This is a genomic window from Sphingomonas melonis (assembly GCF_013409985.1).
Taxonomy (GTDB): Bacteria; Pseudomonadota; Alphaproteobacteria; order Sphingomonadales; family Sphingomonadaceae; genus Sphingomonas; species Sphingomonas melonis_A.
In genome coordinates this window covers 614,498-628,159 of the sequence record NZ_JACCBY010000001.1, presented here as the reverse complement: position 1 = coordinate 628,159, position 13,662 = coordinate 614,498, and the positions used below count along the sequence as shown (strand labels likewise).

The 13,662-nt window shown below is 67.2% G+C and carries 14 protein-coding genes; 6 read left to right on the top strand and 8 right to left on the bottom strand.

Going from position 1 to position 13,662, the window contains the following annotated elements:
• Positions 1–69: 69 nt before the first annotated feature.
• Positions 70–339 (bottom strand): hypothetical protein, encoded by a 270-nt coding sequence (locus HD841_RS03165; protein WP_179507415.1) that lies wholly within the window; start codon positions 337–339, stop codon positions 70–72.
• A gap of 106 nt (positions 340–445) precedes the next feature.
• Here HD841_RS03165 and HD841_RS03160 point away from each other — a divergent pair, with 106 nt between their 5' ends.
• Entirely contained in the window at positions 446–760 is a 315-nt protein-coding gene (locus HD841_RS03160; RefSeq protein WP_179507414.1) for a chorismate mutase, read from the top strand.
• Here HD841_RS03160 and HD841_RS03155 read toward each other — a convergent pair.
• Genes HD841_RS03155 through rpiB form a run of 5 tightly spaced genes read right to left on the bottom strand, consistent with a single transcriptional unit; the run spans position 730 to position 3,888 of the window.
• Positions 730–1,479: an RNA methyltransferase gene (locus HD841_RS03155; protein ID WP_179507413.1), complete on the bottom strand. Its 750-nt coding sequence runs from the start codon at positions 1,477–1,479 to the stop codon at positions 730–732. The genes HD841_RS03160 and HD841_RS03155 overlap by 31 nt on opposite strands.
• Entirely contained in the window at positions 1,476–1,952 is a 477-nt protein-coding gene (nrdR, locus tag HD841_RS03150; protein WP_038663810.1) for a transcriptional regulator NrdR, read from the bottom strand. The genes HD841_RS03155 and nrdR overlap by 4 nt, the downstream gene beginning before the upstream one ends.
• An 8-nt stretch (positions 1,953–1,960) precedes the next feature.
• On the bottom strand, positions 1,961–2,134 hold the full coding sequence (locus HD841_RS03145) for a small multi-drug export protein (RefSeq protein ID WP_166753199.1): 174 nt from the start codon (positions 2,132–2,134) through the stop codon (positions 1,961–1,963).
• A gap of 4 nt (positions 2,135–2,138) precedes the next feature.
• The gene (glyA, locus tag HD841_RS03140) at positions 2,139–3,449 is read right to left on the bottom strand and encodes a serine hydroxymethyltransferase (protein WP_179507412.1); all 1,311 of its coding nucleotides are present in this window, start codon (positions 3,447–3,449) and stop codon (positions 2,139–2,141) included.
• A gap of 4 nt (positions 3,450–3,453) precedes the next feature.
• Positions 3,454–3,888, bottom strand: a complete 435-nt coding sequence (rpiB, locus tag HD841_RS03135; RefSeq protein WP_179507411.1) for a ribose 5-phosphate isomerase B — start codon at positions 3,886–3,888, stop codon at positions 3,454–3,456.
• Between the two features lie 130 nt (positions 3,889–4,018).
• Between rpiB and HD841_RS03130 the strand changes: the two genes are divergently transcribed.
• On the top strand, positions 4,019–4,540 hold the full coding sequence (locus HD841_RS03130) for a DUF3429 domain-containing protein (protein WP_257015183.1): 522 nt from the start codon (positions 4,019–4,021) through the stop codon (positions 4,538–4,540).
• A 286-nt stretch (positions 4,541–4,826) separates the two neighbouring features.
• Here HD841_RS03130 and hemA read toward each other — a convergent pair whose 3' ends face one another.
• Together hemA and murI are read right to left on the bottom strand one after the other, a co-directional pair.
• A complete protein-coding gene (hemA, locus tag HD841_RS03125) occupies positions 4,827–6,068 on the bottom strand; it encodes a 5-aminolevulinate synthase (RefSeq protein ID WP_179507410.1) in 1,242 nt (413 codons plus the stop codon).
• A 604-nt stretch (positions 6,069–6,672) separates the two neighbouring features.
• The gene (gene murI / locus HD841_RS03120) at positions 6,673–7,467 is read right to left on the bottom strand and encodes a glutamate racemase (RefSeq protein ID WP_179507409.1); all 795 of its coding nucleotides are present in this window, start codon (positions 7,465–7,467) and stop codon (positions 6,673–6,675) included.
• 78 nt (positions 7,468–7,545) lie between these two features.
• Here murI and plsY point away from each other — a divergent pair, with 78 nt between their 5' ends.
• The 4 genes from plsY to HD841_RS03100 all read left to right on the top strand — a co-directional run bounded on the left by plsY (position 7,546) and on the right by HD841_RS03100 (position 13,553).
• Positions 7,546–8,217, top strand: coding sequence for a glycerol-3-phosphate 1-O-acyltransferase PlsY (gene plsY, locus HD841_RS03115; RefSeq protein ID WP_179507408.1), 672 nt, complete (start codon positions 7,546–7,548; stop codon positions 8,215–8,217).
• Positions 8,210–9,289 carry a DNA-processing protein DprA gene (dprA, locus tag HD841_RS03110; RefSeq protein ID WP_179507407.1) on the top strand — a complete coding sequence of 360 codons (1,080 nt, stop codon included), beginning with the start codon at positions 8,210–8,212 and terminating at the stop codon, positions 9,287–9,289. Before plsY ends, dprA begins: the two co-directional genes overlap by 8 nt.
• 129 nt (positions 9,290–9,418) lie before the next feature.
• Positions 9,419–12,019: a type I DNA topoisomerase gene (topA, locus tag HD841_RS03105; RefSeq protein WP_179507406.1), complete on the top strand. Its 2,601-nt coding sequence runs from the start codon at positions 9,419–9,421 to the stop codon at positions 12,017–12,019.
• Between the two features lie 550 nt (positions 12,020–12,569).
• Positions 12,570–13,553: a hypothetical protein gene (locus tag HD841_RS03100; protein WP_179507405.1), complete on the top strand. Its 984-nt coding sequence runs from the start codon at positions 12,570–12,572 to the stop codon at positions 13,551–13,553.
• The last annotated feature ends 109 nt before the right edge of the window (positions 13,554–13,662 follow it).

The window sequence follows — 13,662 nt, the reverse complement described above, 5'->3', positions numbered from 1 at the left end:
GGCCGTCCGCTTCACCGGGATGCGGGGGCTGTTGCGAAGGCGGCCGCCTAGATGCTGGTGCGGATCAAGTCAAGGGCGGAGCTGCTGTGGGATCGTCGTAGTGCGCGCGGCGTTCGCGCGACGCGCCGCATCCCAATTGTCGCCGTTCTTGGCGTCGATGGCTGCCCATTGGGCACGCGTGTAGCAGGTCTGGTGCGGCATGATCGATCCGATCGGCGCTTCGCGACGACAGATCCGCTTGACCGCCTTCGCGGTAGGCGCGGGCGATGGCGTCGCCGACGGCGCTGGCTCCTGCGCGACGGCGGGCAGCAACATTGCGGCAATGGCAAGTGCGAACATGGCGATCCTCCCAGATAAGGCAGCAAAGGTGACACGATCGCCCCGGCAAGGGAAGATGCCGGCCTCACAAACTCGACATCCGTGGCGGCGGCGATAAGGAAGCGCGATGACCACGCCCCCTGCTCCGCTACTGGCCGGCCCCGACTGCACGACGATGACCGAGGTCCGCGCCGGCGTCGACGCGCTGGACCGCGAACTGGTTGCGCTGCTCGCGCGCCGCTTCGCCTATATGGACGCCGCCGCACGCATCAAGCCGGAGCGCGGCCATGTCCGCGACGAGGCGCGCAAGGCGCAGGTCATCGCCAACGCCCGCGCCGAGGCCGAGGCGCTCGGCCTGCCCGGCGCGGTCATCGCCGATCTGTGGGAACAGCTCGTCGAGGCGTCGATCGCCTACGAACTGGCGTCGTTCGACCGGCGCTGAGCCTCGACCCGGCGCTCCTTGGCGCCGTCAAGCGCCGACAGCACGCCGCGCACCGTCCGCACCTCCTGCGACGACCAGCCCGGCTTGGTCAGCAAGGTGCGCAGCGTCCGCCGCGTCTGGAACACGCGCTCGGGCGGGAAGAAGAAATTGGCGCGCTCCAGCATGTCGTCGAGCTGGAGGATCATGCCCTCCAGTTCCTCATGCGGCGCGGGCTGCTCGATCGGGTTGATCGACGGCTGCACCAGCGCCTCGCCCTTCGACCATTCATAGGCGACGAGGATCACCGCCTGCGCCAGGTTGAGGCTGCCGAATTCGGGGTTGATCGGCACGGTGACGATCGTCCGCGCCAGCGCGACGTCGTCGGTCTCCAGCCCCGAACGCTCCGGCCCGAACAGGATCGCCGATCGTTCCGGTGCCGCATGGATGTCGCGCGCGGCGACCTCTGGCGTCACCACCGGCTTGGTGACGCCGCGCTTTCGCACCGTCGTCGCATAGACGTGCGCGCAATCCGCCACCGCCTCGGCGACGCTGTCGAACACCTGTGCGTCGGCGAGCACGCTGTCGGCGCCGCTCGCCGCCGGCCCCGCCTGCGGATTGGGCCAGCCGTCGCGCGGCGACACCAGCCGCATGTCGGTGAGGCCGAAATTGAGCATGGCGCGCGCCGCCTTGCCGATATTCTCGCCCAGTTGCGGGCGGACGAGCACGATGACCGGCTTCATTCGGCGCGCCCCGCCTGCTCGACCGTGCCGGCGAATTCCTCGAAGTCGCGCGCCTCGCTGAAGTCGCGATAGACGCTGGCGAAGCGGATATAGGCGACCGAATCGAGCCCCTTGAGCCCGTCCATCACCATCTCGCCGATCCGCTTCGACGACACTTCGCTCTCGCCCTGCGTTTCGAGCTGGCGCTGGATGCCGCTGACCAGTTTCTCGATCCGTACCGGTTCGATCGGCCGCTTGCGCGTCGCGATCGACACCGAGCGCAGCAGCTTCTCGCGATCGAACGGCTCGCGCCGCACCCCGCCGCTGCCGGTGCTCTTGATCACCCACAGGTCGCGGAGCTGGATCCGCTCGAAGGTGGTGAAGCGCGCCGCGCAGCCTTCGCACTGGCGCCGGCGCCGGATCGCCGCCCCGTCTTCCGTGGGGCGGCTGTCCTTTACCTGGCTGTCTTCATGGCCGCAGAACGGGCAACGCATTCAGGCGATCAATCCTTGCGCTTGGCGTAGGCGACGCCCGCGCCGACCAGCGCACCCAGCACCGGACCGACGAATGGGATCGGAATCGCCACGACCGCGCCGATCGCGCCGTACTTGGCCATCTTCTTGCCGAGGCCGGGGGTGTTCTTGACGGTCGCCTGGACCTCTTCGATCTTCGACATGTCGTTATCCTTCGTAGATGGGGAAGCGTGCGCACAGCGTGCGTACACGCTGCCGAACGTTCGCCTCGACCTCGGGGTCCCCATGCTCGCCCTTCTTGGCCAAACCGTCGAGGACGTCGGCGACCATATGGCCGATCTCGCGGAACTCGGCGGGGCCGAACCCGCGCGTCGTGCCGGCGGGCGAGCCGACGCGGATGCCGCTGGTCTTGACCGGCGGCAGCGGATCGTTGGGGATGCCGTTCTTGTTGCAGGTGATGCCGGCGCGCTCCAGCGCCTCGTCGGCGTCCTTGCCGGTGATGCCGAGCGGCGTGAGGTCGATCAGCGCGAGATGCGTGTCGGTGCCGCCCGAGACGACATCCGAGCCGCGCTCCTTCAGCGTCGCGGCGAGCACCTTGGCGTTCTCGACCACCGCGGCGATATAGCTCTTGTAGCCCGGCTGCAGCGCCTCGCCGAACGCGACCGCCTTGGCGGCGATGACGTGCATCAGCGGCCCGCCCTGCAGGCCCGGGAACACCGCCGAGTTGATCTTCTTGGCCAGCGCCTCATCGTCGGTCATGATCATGCCGCCGCGCGGGCCACGCAGCGTCTTGTGCGTCGTCGTGGTGACGACATGCGCATGGCCGAACGGCGTCGGATGCAGGCCGGCGGCGACGATGCCGGCGAAATGCGCCATGTCGACCATGAAGTACGCACCGACCTTGTCGGCGATCTCGCGGAAGCGGGCGAAGTCGATGACGCGCGGATAGGCGCTGCCGCCGGCGATGATGAGCTTGGGGCTATGCTCGACCGCAAGCGCCTCGACCTGATCGTAATCGATCAGATGCGTCACCGGATCGACGCCGTACTGCACCGCGTTGAACCACTTGCCCGACATGGCCGCGCGCGCGCCATGGGTCAGGTGACCGCCGGCGTCGAGGCTCATGCCGAGGATCGTCTCGCCCGGCTTGACCAGCGCCAGCATCACCGCGCCGTTCGCCTGCGCGCCCGAATGCGGCTGGACGTTGACGAAGCCGCAGCCGAAGATCTGCTTGGCACGCTCGATCGCCAGGCTCTCGACCTCGTCGGACGGGGCGCAGCCCTGATAATAGCGCTTGCCGGGATAGCCCTCGGCATATTTGTTGGTGAAGACCGACCCCTGCGCCTCGAGCACCGCCTTGGAGACGATATTCTCCGACGCGATCAGCTCGATCTGCGTCTGCTCGCGCTCCAGTTCGTGCGCGATGCCGGCGAACACCGCCGGATCGGCGTCGGCGAGCGCTTGGCTGAAGAAGCCGGTGTGGCGGATATCGCTGAAGTCGGTGGGCTGGGTGCTCATGGGATCAGTCCTTTCGCGACAGTTTGTCGACGCGGTTCTGGTGACGACCGCCCTCGAACGGGGCGGCGAGGAAGGCTTCGAGACAGGCCTTGGCGAGATCGGGACCGATCAGCCGTGCGCCCATCGCGATGACGTTGGCGTCGTTATGCTGGCGGGCCAGCGCCGCCGACAGCGGTTCGGAGACCAGCGCGCAGCGGCACGCCGGTTCGCGGTTGACCGCGATCGAGATGCCGATCCCCGACCCGCACAGGGCGACGCCGCAATCCGCCTCGCCCGCGGCGACGGCGCGCGCAAGTTTGTAGCCGTAATCGGGATAATCGACGCGCGCGTCGCTGTCCGGCCCGAGATCGACCGCCTCATGGCCGAGCGTGCCGGCATGATCGACCAGCAGCGCCTTCAGCGCGACGGCGGCGTGATCGGAGGCGAAGGCGATGCGCAAGGGTGACGTCCCGTGACGATGATGGGCGGTCAGGGCGCCTTAGCGAGGGATACGGCCAAATGCCACACCTGTTGCGGAACGCCGGGCGTCGTTCGCGCGCTAAGCGCTCCACGCAATGCAGGATAAGAACATGCCGCAAGTCCCCACTTCCGCGCCGGCCCCCGCGCCGGCCGGCATGGCCGATCCCGCACCCGCCCGCGGCAGCGTCGGCGAATCGCCGCTGATCCTCGGCTATGCCGGCTTGTTTCCGCAGATTGCCGCGGTCGCCACCTGCGTGTTCGGCAAGGACAGCGATGTCGGGCCGATGTTCGCCTTCGCCTATGCGGCGCTGATCCTCAGCTTCCTCGGCGGTATCTGGTGGGGCTTCGCGATGCGCAGCGGCCAGCAGCAGGGGCGGATCGCGACGTTGGCGGTGCTGCCGTCGCTGTTCGGCGCGCTGCTGATCCTGTTGTCGATCGCGCGCGTGCTGCCGATGGGCCTGGCGCTGGTGCTGATGGGGTCGGCGGTGATCATGACGCTGCTGATCGACCGGCGGCTGGTCGATGGTGACATCGCCCCGGCCGGCTGGATGGCGCTGCGCGTGCCGCTGTCGATCGGACTTGGCGGCCTGACGATCCTGTGCGGGATCATCTGCAGCCTGTCAGGAAGCTGATCGCGCGAGCGGCTACGGATTGAAACAGAACCGCCGCCGAGGACCCATCACGCAGGCCGGACGCTTTCCCGACTCACCCCGTCCTCGTTCCGGGGTCCACCCGGCCGCAAGGGAGAGGTGTCGTTTCGAGCCGTTCCCCCCGCCGCGGAGTGGACCCCGCAATGCGTCCGGGGTGACGGGTCTCATGCGGAAAAAGATCGAACCGCGCTGCCGCCCCGATATGTGACGATCCCGAACCCGGCGAGGGGGGACGTCATGAGCTTCACGCCAGCAATCGGACGCCGCGTCAGGCCGCCTTGCGCAGTTCGAGCCGACCCCAGATCTCGACCAGCGCATCGGTCAGCTCGCGCATCATCGCCGGCGTGTGGCTCGGCCCCGGCGTGAAGCGCAGCCGCTCGGTGCCGCGCGGCACGGTGGGATAATTGATCGGCTGCACGTACACGCCATATTCGGCGAGCAGGATGTCGCTGATCCGCTTGGCCTTGACCGGATCGCCGACGAGGATCGGCACGATATGCGTGCTCCCGAGCATCACCGGCAGCCCGGCCTCGCTGAGCATCGTCTTGAGCAGCGTCGCCGACGCCTGCTGCCCCTCGCGCTCGACGCTCGACGCCTTGAGGTGGCGGACGCTGGCGAGCACGCCGGCGACCAGCACCGGCGACAGCGACGTGGTGAAGATGAAGCCGGGCGCATAGCTGCGGATGACGTCGATGATCGTCTGGTCCGCGGCGATATAACCGCCCATCACGCCGAACGCCTTGCCCAGCGTGCCCTCGATGATCGTCAGCCGGTCGGCGACGCCCTCCTGCTCGGAAATGCCGCCGCCCCGCGCGCCGTACATGCCGACCGCATGGACCTCGTCGAGATAGGTCAGCGCGTTATATTTGTCGGCGAGGTCGCAGATCGCGGCGATCGGCGCGACATCGGCCTCCATCGAATAGACGCTCTCGAACGCGATCAGCTTGGGCACCGCCGGGTCCTCGGCGGCGAGCAGCTCCTCGAGATGCGCGAGATCGTTATGGCGGAAGATGCGCTTCTCGCAGCCGGCATTGCGGATGCCCGCGATCATCGACGCGTGATTGAGCTCGTCCGAGAAGATGATGCAGCCCGGCAGGATCTTGGCGAGCGTCGACAGCGTCGCCTCGTTCGAGACATAGCCGCTGGTGAACAGCAATGCGCCTTCCTTGCCGTGCAGGTCGGCGAGCTCATGCTCCAGGTCGACGTGATAATGCGTGTTGCCGCCGATGTTGCGCGTGCCGCCCGAACCGGCGCCGACGTCGTGCAGCGCCTCTTCCATTGCGCCGATGACCTTGGGATGCTGGCCCATCGCGAGATAGTCGTTCGAGCACCAGACGGTGATCGGCTTGGGGCCATTGTGCCCGGCGAAGCAGCGCGCGTTGGGGAAGGCCCCCTTGTTGCGGAGGATGTCGATGAAGACCCGATACCGGCCCTCGCTATGCAGGCGATCGATCGCCTGGGTGAAGACGCGCGAATAATCCACGCGTACGTCGGTACCGTCGCTGCTCATGGGTTAGCCATGTACCGATGCGGCGACAGCCTTGCCAGTGGATAAAAGCGCTCAGCGTGATCGGGGGGGCTGGACATTTTGTCCCACCCTCGCGGGGTGGGCGCGGCACGCCCCCTCGACCGGCGCAGGGCTGGCTGCTGGCGGAAGCGGAACGCCCGCCCCACGCGCCACGGTTCGCGCGGAGCCTGTGGAAGCGCCCGTGTCACAGGCGATCGTTCCGTCCATGGCACCGCCCTTCGACAGGCTCAGGGCGAACGCTAGGCCGGATCGACATTCAGCCCAATTCCTCTCTCGCCGGGGAGGGCTATCGCCTATGGCTCCGGTGATGAGGTTCGTGTCGGCGTCCTCCTGGTACCCGTCACCCCGGACTCGTTCCGGGGTCCACCGAGCCACAGGAGAACGGTGCCCCATCAAGCCTTTCCCCTCGCCGCAGAGTGGACCCCGGAACACGTCCGGGGTGACGGGGTGGGATTGGGAGACGGCGGACTCAAGCGAACGTCCACACGATAGCCTTGCCCTGCCGGGGCGGCGTTATCTCCGAAGCTTGAATGTCGATCCCGCCTAAGACAACAAAGCCGACGCCCCGCCTGCCGGCCGGTACGGCTCACAGCCCCTCGATCGCCCCGATCCCGTACTCCGCCAGCGCCGGCGCCAGCGCCCGCTCCGCCTCGCCCAGCCGCGTGAACACCGCGCGATGCACCGACTCGCCCGCCGGCCACCCCTGCCCCTCGGTCAGGAAGGCGATCCGTCGCGCGATCCCCGGCCCGCCGTCGACGAACCGCACCCCCGGCGCCGCTGCCGCCAGCTCCGCCTGGACCAGCGGGAAATGCGTGCAGGCGTTGACGATCACGTCGATCCCAGCGCCCTCGGGCTGGTCGAACAGTCCGGCGAGGACCGCGCGATAGCGTGCCGGATCGGTCGCCTCCCCCGCCAGCTTCGCCTCGGCCAGCCGCACCAGTTCCGCCGAGCCGTGGCGCAGCACGACGCAATCGCCCGCGAACCGCGCCGCGAGATCGTCGACATAGGCCTGGCGGACCGTCGCATCGGTGCCGAGCACGCCGATCACCCGGCTTCGGCTGAGCGCCGCGGCGGGCTTGATCGCCGGCACCGTGCCGACCACCGGCACGTCGAGCGCCGCGCGTACCACCGGCAGTGCGATCGTCGAGGCGGTGTTGCACGCGATCACCACCAGCCGCGGCCGATACCGCTCCACCAGCCGGCCGAGCAGCGCCGGCACCCGCGCGGCGATCTCCGCCTCGCTTTTGATGCCATAGGGAAAGCCAGCGGAATCGGCGGTATAGACGATCGGCGCGCGCGGCAGCAGCGCCCGCGTCGGCGCGACCACCGACAGGCCGCCCACACCCGAATCGAAGAACAGGATCGGCGCGTCATCCATCATCCGCGCCCATAAGCCGTCGCCGCGCCGCACGCCAACCTTGATCGAAGTTATGAAGGGGCCATTGGCGAAGCCCCGGTGATGGCGCTATGGTCGGCCGGGGAGGACGGGGCAGTCTTGCACACGCACATACTCTGGATCGCGCCGACGTGCGCGCTGCTGCTCGGCTATGTGCTGGGTTCGATCCCGTTCGGCGTCATCCTTACCAGCCTCGCCGGTGCCGGCGACCTGCGCAGCATCGGCTCGGGCAATATCGGCGCGACCAACGTGCTGCGCACCGGGCGCAAGGGGCTGGCGGCGGCGACGCTGCTGCTCGATCTCGCCAAGGGCGCCGCGGCGGTGTGGCTGGCCGAATGGCTGTTCCCCGGCGACGGCATGATCGCGGCGGCGGCGGCGTTCATCGGCCATTGCTATCCGGTCTGGCTGCGCTTCAAGGGCGGCAAGGGCGTCGCGACGCTGATGGGCATCGTCCTCGCGCTGCACTGGCCGATGGGGCTGGTCTATGCCGTCGTGTGGCTCGGCCTGCTCGCCACGCTGCGCATCTCGTCGGTCGCGGGCATCGCCGCGGCGGCGAGCGCGCCGGTCAGCGGTGCGCTGTTCGGCCGGTTCGACCTCGTCATGCTGCTGCTCGCGCTGGCCGCGATCGTGCTGTGGAAGCATCGCGACAATGTCGAACGGCTGCTCGCCGGCACCGAGCCGCGCATCGGCGGCAAGCGCGACGCGGCGGAACCGGATGCGCTCCGCGATGGCTGAGCGCGATGTCGCGCGTCTCCGTCTGCTTCGTACCGCCGGGATCGGCCCGGTCACCTATCGCCAGCTCCTCGCCCGCTTCGGCACCGCCGAGGCGGCGCTCGCCATGCTGCCGACGCTCGCCCGTCGCGGCGGCGGCGCCCCGCCGCGCATCGCCGAGACCGCCGCGGTCGAGCGCGAGATGGCGGCGACCGCGCGGCTCAGCGGGCGCTATCTCTTCCTCGACGACGCCGCTTATCCGCCGCTGCTCGCCCGGATCGACACCGCCCCGCCCGCGCTGATCGTGCGCGGCGACCTGGCGCTGGCGAACGCATGCACGATCGCGATCGTCGGCGCGCGCAACGCCTCGGCCGCCGCATGCCGCTTCGCCCGCAGCCTTGCGCACGATCTCGCGGCGGAGGGCGCGACGATCGTCTCCGGGCTCGCCCGCGGTATCGACACCGCGGCGCATGTCGGCGCGCTGCCGCGCACGATCGGCGTGATCGCCAGCGGCCTCGACATCGCCTTCCCGCCCGAGAATGCCGCCTTGCAGGAGGACATCGCCGACACCGCGCTGCTCGTCGCCGAACAGCCGCCGGGGACGCAGCCGCTCGCCCGCCACTTTCCGGCGCGCAACCGGATCATCGCCGGCCTCGCGCTCGGCACCGTGGTGGTCGAGGCGGCGCCGCGCTCCGGCTCGCTGATCACCGCGCGGCTCGCCGGCGAGATGGGGCGCGAGGTCATGGCCGTGCCCGGCAGCCCGCTCGACCCGCGCGCGCAGGGTTGCAACCAGCTGATCCGCGACGGCGCGACGCTGATCCAGACCGCCGCCGACGTGCTCGAACAGCTCCGCCCGATCGATCCGCGCGCCGTCCGCACGCCGCCGTCGCCCTATGCCGCCGCGCCGCCCGCCGACGCGACCGATGGCGAGCGCGCCCGCCTCGCCGGCCTGCTCGGGCCGGTGCCGGTGCCAGTCGACGAACTGGTCCGCCAGAGCGATCTCGCCCCCGCGATCGTGCAGACGGTGCTGCTCGAACTCGAACTCGCCGGCCGGATCGAGCGGCATGCCGGCGGCCGGGTCAGCCTGACCGCCTGACCCCGCGGCATGGGCGCCACTGCCTCCGGCCCCGGCCCCGTTGACCTTTTGCCCCGCGGCCCCGACTTGACGGCTGCCCCGACCGCTCGCCACCCTCGCGCGTACACGTAAGGACGCTATTGAACCGCCATGCAGCTCGTCATCGTCGAATCGCCCGCCAAGGCGAAAACCATCGAAAAGTATCTCGGCTCGGACTTCCGCGTCCTCGCCTCCTACGGCCATGTCCGCGATCTGCCGGCGCGCGACGGCTCGGTGAACCCGGACGAGAATTTTGCGATGGAGTGGGAGAATTACGCGGATAAGTCCAAGCAGCTCAAAGCGATCGCCGACCTGTCGAAGACCGCCGACCGCCTGATCCTCGCCACCGACCCCGATCGCGAGGGCGAGGCGATCAGCTGGCACGTGCAGGAGGTGCTGCGCGGCCGCAAGGCGCTGCCCAAGGACGTCCAGCGCGTCACCTTCAACGCGATCACCAAGCCCGCGATCCTCGCCGCGATGAAGGCGCCGCGCGAGCTCGATACCGACCTCATCGACGCCTATCGCGCCCGCCGCGCGCTCGACTATCTCGTCGGCTTCACGCTCTCGCCGGTGCTGTGGCGCAAGCTGCCCGGCGCCAAGTCGGCCGGCCGCGTCCAGTCGGTCGCGCTGCGCCTGATCGTCGGCCGCGAGCGCGAGATCGAGGCGTTCCGGGCGCAGGAATATTGGTCGGTCACCGCGCAGATGGAGCAGGACGGCACGCCCTTCGTCGCGCGCCTCGTGCAATGGGACGGCAAGAAGCTCGACCGCCTGTCGATCGGCACTGAGGGCGACGCGCTGAAGGCCAAGGCCGCGGTCGAGGACGGCCGCTTCTCGGTCCAGACCGTCGAGACCAAGCCGGCGACGCGCAACCCGCCGCCGCCCTTCACCACCTCGACGCTGCAGCAGGAGGCGGCGCGCAAGCTCGGCTTCTCCGCCGATCACACGATGCGCATCGCGCAGGGGCTCTACGAGGACGGCGCGATCACCTATATGCGGACCGACGGCGTGCAGATGGACGGCAGCGCCATCTCCGCCGCGCGCCTCGCCGTCGCCAACCGCTATGACGCGAGCTACGTCCCCGATTCGCCGCGCCAGTACCAGACCAAGGCGAAGAACGCGCAGGAAGCGCACGAGGCGATCCGCCCGACCGATTTCGCCAAGGACCGCGTCGGCTCGGGCGATCATGCGCGGCTGTACGAGCTGATCTGGAAGCGCGCGCTCGCCAGCCAGATGGCGTCGGCGCGGATGGAGCGCACCACCGTCGAGATGGCCGACGGCACCGGCCGCAACGTGCTGCGCGCGACCGGCCAGGTCGTGCTCTTCCCCGGCTTCCTCGCGCTCTACGAGGAAGGCAGCGACGATACGCAGGACGAGGAGGCGCGCCGCCTGCCCCGCCTGCGCGAGGGCGATGCCCCCGCCAAGAAGGCGGTCGACGCCGAACAGCATTTCACCCAGCCGCCGCCGCGCTTCTCCGAGGCGAGCCTCGTCAAGCGGATGGAGGAGCTCGGCATCGGCCGTCCGTCGACCTATGCCTCGATCATCAAGACGCTGAAGGACCGCGCCTATGTGCGCGTCGAGAAGAACCGCTTCTTCGCCGAGGAAAGCGGCCGTCTCGTCACCGCCTTCCTCGAACGCTTCTTCGAGAAATATGTCGGCTTCGACTATACCGCCGAGCTGGAGGAGGAGCTCGACGACGTCTCGGGCGGCCGCGCGCAATGGCAGGCGGTGCTCGAAGCCTTCTGGCGCGACTTCAAGCCGCGCACCAACGAGGTGATGGAGCAGCAGCCCAGCGCGATCACCGCCGAGCTCGACCAGTTCCTCGCGCCCTATCTGTTCCCCGACAAGGCGGACGGATCGGACCCGCGGCTCTGCCCCAAGTGCGAACAGGGCAAGCTGGCGCTGCGCGGCGGCAAGTTCGGCGCGTTCATCGCCTGCTCCAACTATCCCGAGTGCAAATACACCCGCCGCTTCGCGCAGCCCGGCGGCGAGGAGGGCGACAGCGGCCCCGAGGGGCTCGGCAAGGACCCGGCGACGGGCCTGGAAGTCGAGCGCAAGTCGGGGCGGTTCGGCCCCTATATCCAGCTCGGCGAGGGCAAGGAGGCCAAGCGCGCCTCGATCCCCAAGGATCTGCCCGGCGAGCTCGACCTCGAATGGGCGTTGAAGCTGCTCAGCCTGCCGCGCACGATCGGCAACCACCCGGAGACGGGCGAACCGATCACCGCGTCGATCGGCCGCTACGGGCCGTATCTGGCGCATGCGGGCAAATATGCGCGGCTGCAATCGACCGCCGACGTGTTCGAGACGGGGATGAACGCCGCGGTGGTCAAGCTCGCCGAGGCGGCGGCGGGCGGTGGCCGTCCGGCGCGCGGCGCCGCGCGCGCGCCGCTCAAGGAGCTCGGCAAGCATCCGCGCACCGAGGCGGAGATCAAGCTGATGGAGGGGCGCTACGGCCCCTATGTCACCGACGGAGAGACCAACGCGACCCTGCCCAAGTCGATCACGCCCGAGGCGCTGACGCTGGAGGAGGCGGTGCAACTGATCGACGACCGCGCCGCCGCCGCCCCGCCGAAGAAGAAGAAGGCGCCCGCCAAGAAGGCGGCGGCGAAGAAGCCCGCGGCCAAGGCGGCGACGAAGACCGCGGCGGCAAAGCCCGCGGCGGCCAAGAAGGCGCCGGCGAAGAAGCCGGCCGCGAAGAAAGCCGCGGCGGAGTGACGCACGGGGGGAGGTTCGCCTCCCCCCCTTACCGCCGAGCATGCGCCCTCCAGCCGCAGCCGCTGCGACCCGCATGATCCGGTCGGGACGGCTGCGTCGATGACGATCCCCGTCATCGGCCGGTCGAACCACCCCTCACCCGTTCGCCCTGAGCCTGTCGAAGGGCAGGCGCCACCGTGCTTCGAGAAGCTCGGCACGGGCGGTTCTGGCGAATACTAGCCTTTGCCGACGTCTGCGGTGGCCTTGCGCTCGCTTGGTTATTCTGGACAGCGTTATCCAGCCATGATCCAGCTACTGTGACACGTCATGCAGGAATGGGGAACTACGCGCGATGATGCAGGTAGGGCAGGCATTTCATATCCGTGTGAGGGCAGGCTTGACCGGGTATACTGGGTAAAACGTCCTCACCTTATCGCAGCTACTCTCTCGCATATCTGTCCCATTTTCAGACCGCGGCCACCTCGGTATTGAATAGCACACGCCTCAGCAACACCTAGCATTTGCACTGAGGAATAAGCCGATCAACTCGGCAGCTTTACGGGGGGTCAGCATGGCAGGCATTGAATCGGTCAAGGACTTGGTCAAGCCACCATTTGCTAACTACGACATTGTAGTTTATTTTGGCTGCGGCCTTTTTGCCCTACCATTCATGCTGCATTACGGTGAGATTTTCCTTACCGAGCATCATAACACCAAAAGCTCTTTAATTACAAAACTTAGCAAGATAGACCCAGCATTTTCGGATCAATTTGTTGTCTCACTGATTGCATCGTTAACGGTGCTCGTATCTGTCTACATTCTCGGCCAGATCATTGCATACCTTGGCAGCGAATTTATCGAAAAACTAATGGATAGCTTGTTTGGAAAGGCTAGCTCAACTGTACTTAGAGGCAGCACGGACAGGCGAGGGCAATTTAAGGAAAAGATTGTAGAACGCATCAACGCCGGCGCTTATGAGCATTACCGGGGGCCTAGCTGGCTTAGTAGCGTAGTTAGGATTAGCTACCACTTTCCTGTATTTTTGGCGTACTACCTCGTCTATCGTTATGAAGTGTTCGGATACCATCGTACCCGCGTATCTGAGAAGGTCATGATTGCAGCGCAAAATAAATTCGCCGTCGACAACATGGCAGATATTAAGCTCGACATGGGTCATGAGTGGTTCAAGGCGCTAGAAGCCATTGTAGCTAACAACAATCCTTTAGCAACGACTAGAATGTACAACTACCTTATAATATCTGGCTTGTTTAGATCGATTTGCTTTATCCTGTTAACGGCATCATGGTTCGAACTAGCCTACACTATATCGATTATGTTGGCGGGCAATCCTCCGTCAGGATTACTTATGTTTGGCCATGAGGGACGAATCGCCCACTTAGCTAGCTATGCTGCCATATGCGCCCTCTATCTCTTTTGTTTGTTCTCATACTTCAAATTTCAGCGGCGCTATGTCGAGGATGCCATTTTCGCATTCGTATTCACCAAGGAGGCTGACGCGGCCGGTAAGCTTGCTCCAGCTAGTACAAGGGACTAATATAAGCGCCCCGATAATCGATTACGAAACCGCCGATTTCTGCCGTTTGGTGCCACCTGCAAAACCCTCTTCTGGGCACCACAGTCTGGTCAAAGCCGTACCGCGACGG

Bases quoted from the DNA above. Each gene is read 5' to 3' on its own strand.
- HD841_RS03165 (WP_179507415.1), bottom strand. From the start codon at position 339: ATGTTCGCACTTGCCATTGCCGCAATGTTGCTGCCCGCCGTCGCGCAG.
- HD841_RS03160 (WP_179507414.1), top strand. From the start codon at position 446: ATGACCACGCCCCCTGCTCCGCTACTGGCCGGCCCCGACTGCACGACG.
- HD841_RS03155 (WP_179507413.1), bottom strand. From the start codon at position 1,479: ATGAAGCCGGTCATCGTGCTCGTCCGCCCGCAACTGGGCGAGAATATC.
- nrdR (WP_038663810.1), bottom strand. From the start codon at position 1,952: ATGCGTTGCCCGTTCTGCGGCCATGAAGACAGCCAGGTAAAGGACAGC.
- HD841_RS03145 (WP_166753199.1), bottom strand. From the start codon at position 2,134: ATGTCGAAGATCGAAGAGGTCCAGGCGACCGTCAAGAACACCCCCGGC.
- glyA (WP_179507412.1), bottom strand. From the start codon at position 3,449: ATGAGCACCCAGCCCACCGACTTCAGCGATATCCGCCACACCGGCTTC.
- HD841_RS03130 (WP_257015183.1), top strand. From the start codon at position 4,019: ATGCCGCAAGTCCCCACTTCCGCGCCGGCCCCCGCGCCGGCCGGCATG.
- hemA (WP_179507410.1), bottom strand. From the start codon at position 6,068: ATGAGCAGCGACGGTACCGACGTACGCGTGGATTATTCGCGCGTCTTC.
- murI (WP_179507409.1), bottom strand. From the start codon at position 7,467: ATGATGGATGACGCGCCGATCCTGTTCTTCGATTCGGGTGTGGGCGGC.
- plsY (WP_179507408.1), top strand. From the start codon at position 7,546: ATGGCGCTATGGTCGGCCGGGGAGGACGGGGCAGTCTTGCACACGCAC.
- dprA (WP_179507407.1), top strand. From the start codon at position 8,210: ATGGCTGAGCGCGATGTCGCGCGTCTCCGTCTGCTTCGTACCGCCGGG.
- topA (WP_179507406.1), top strand. From the start codon at position 9,419: ATGCAGCTCGTCATCGTCGAATCGCCCGCCAAGGCGAAAACCATCGAA.
- HD841_RS03100 (WP_179507405.1), top strand. From the start codon at position 12,570: ATGGCAGGCATTGAATCGGTCAAGGACTTGGTCAAGCCACCATTTGCT.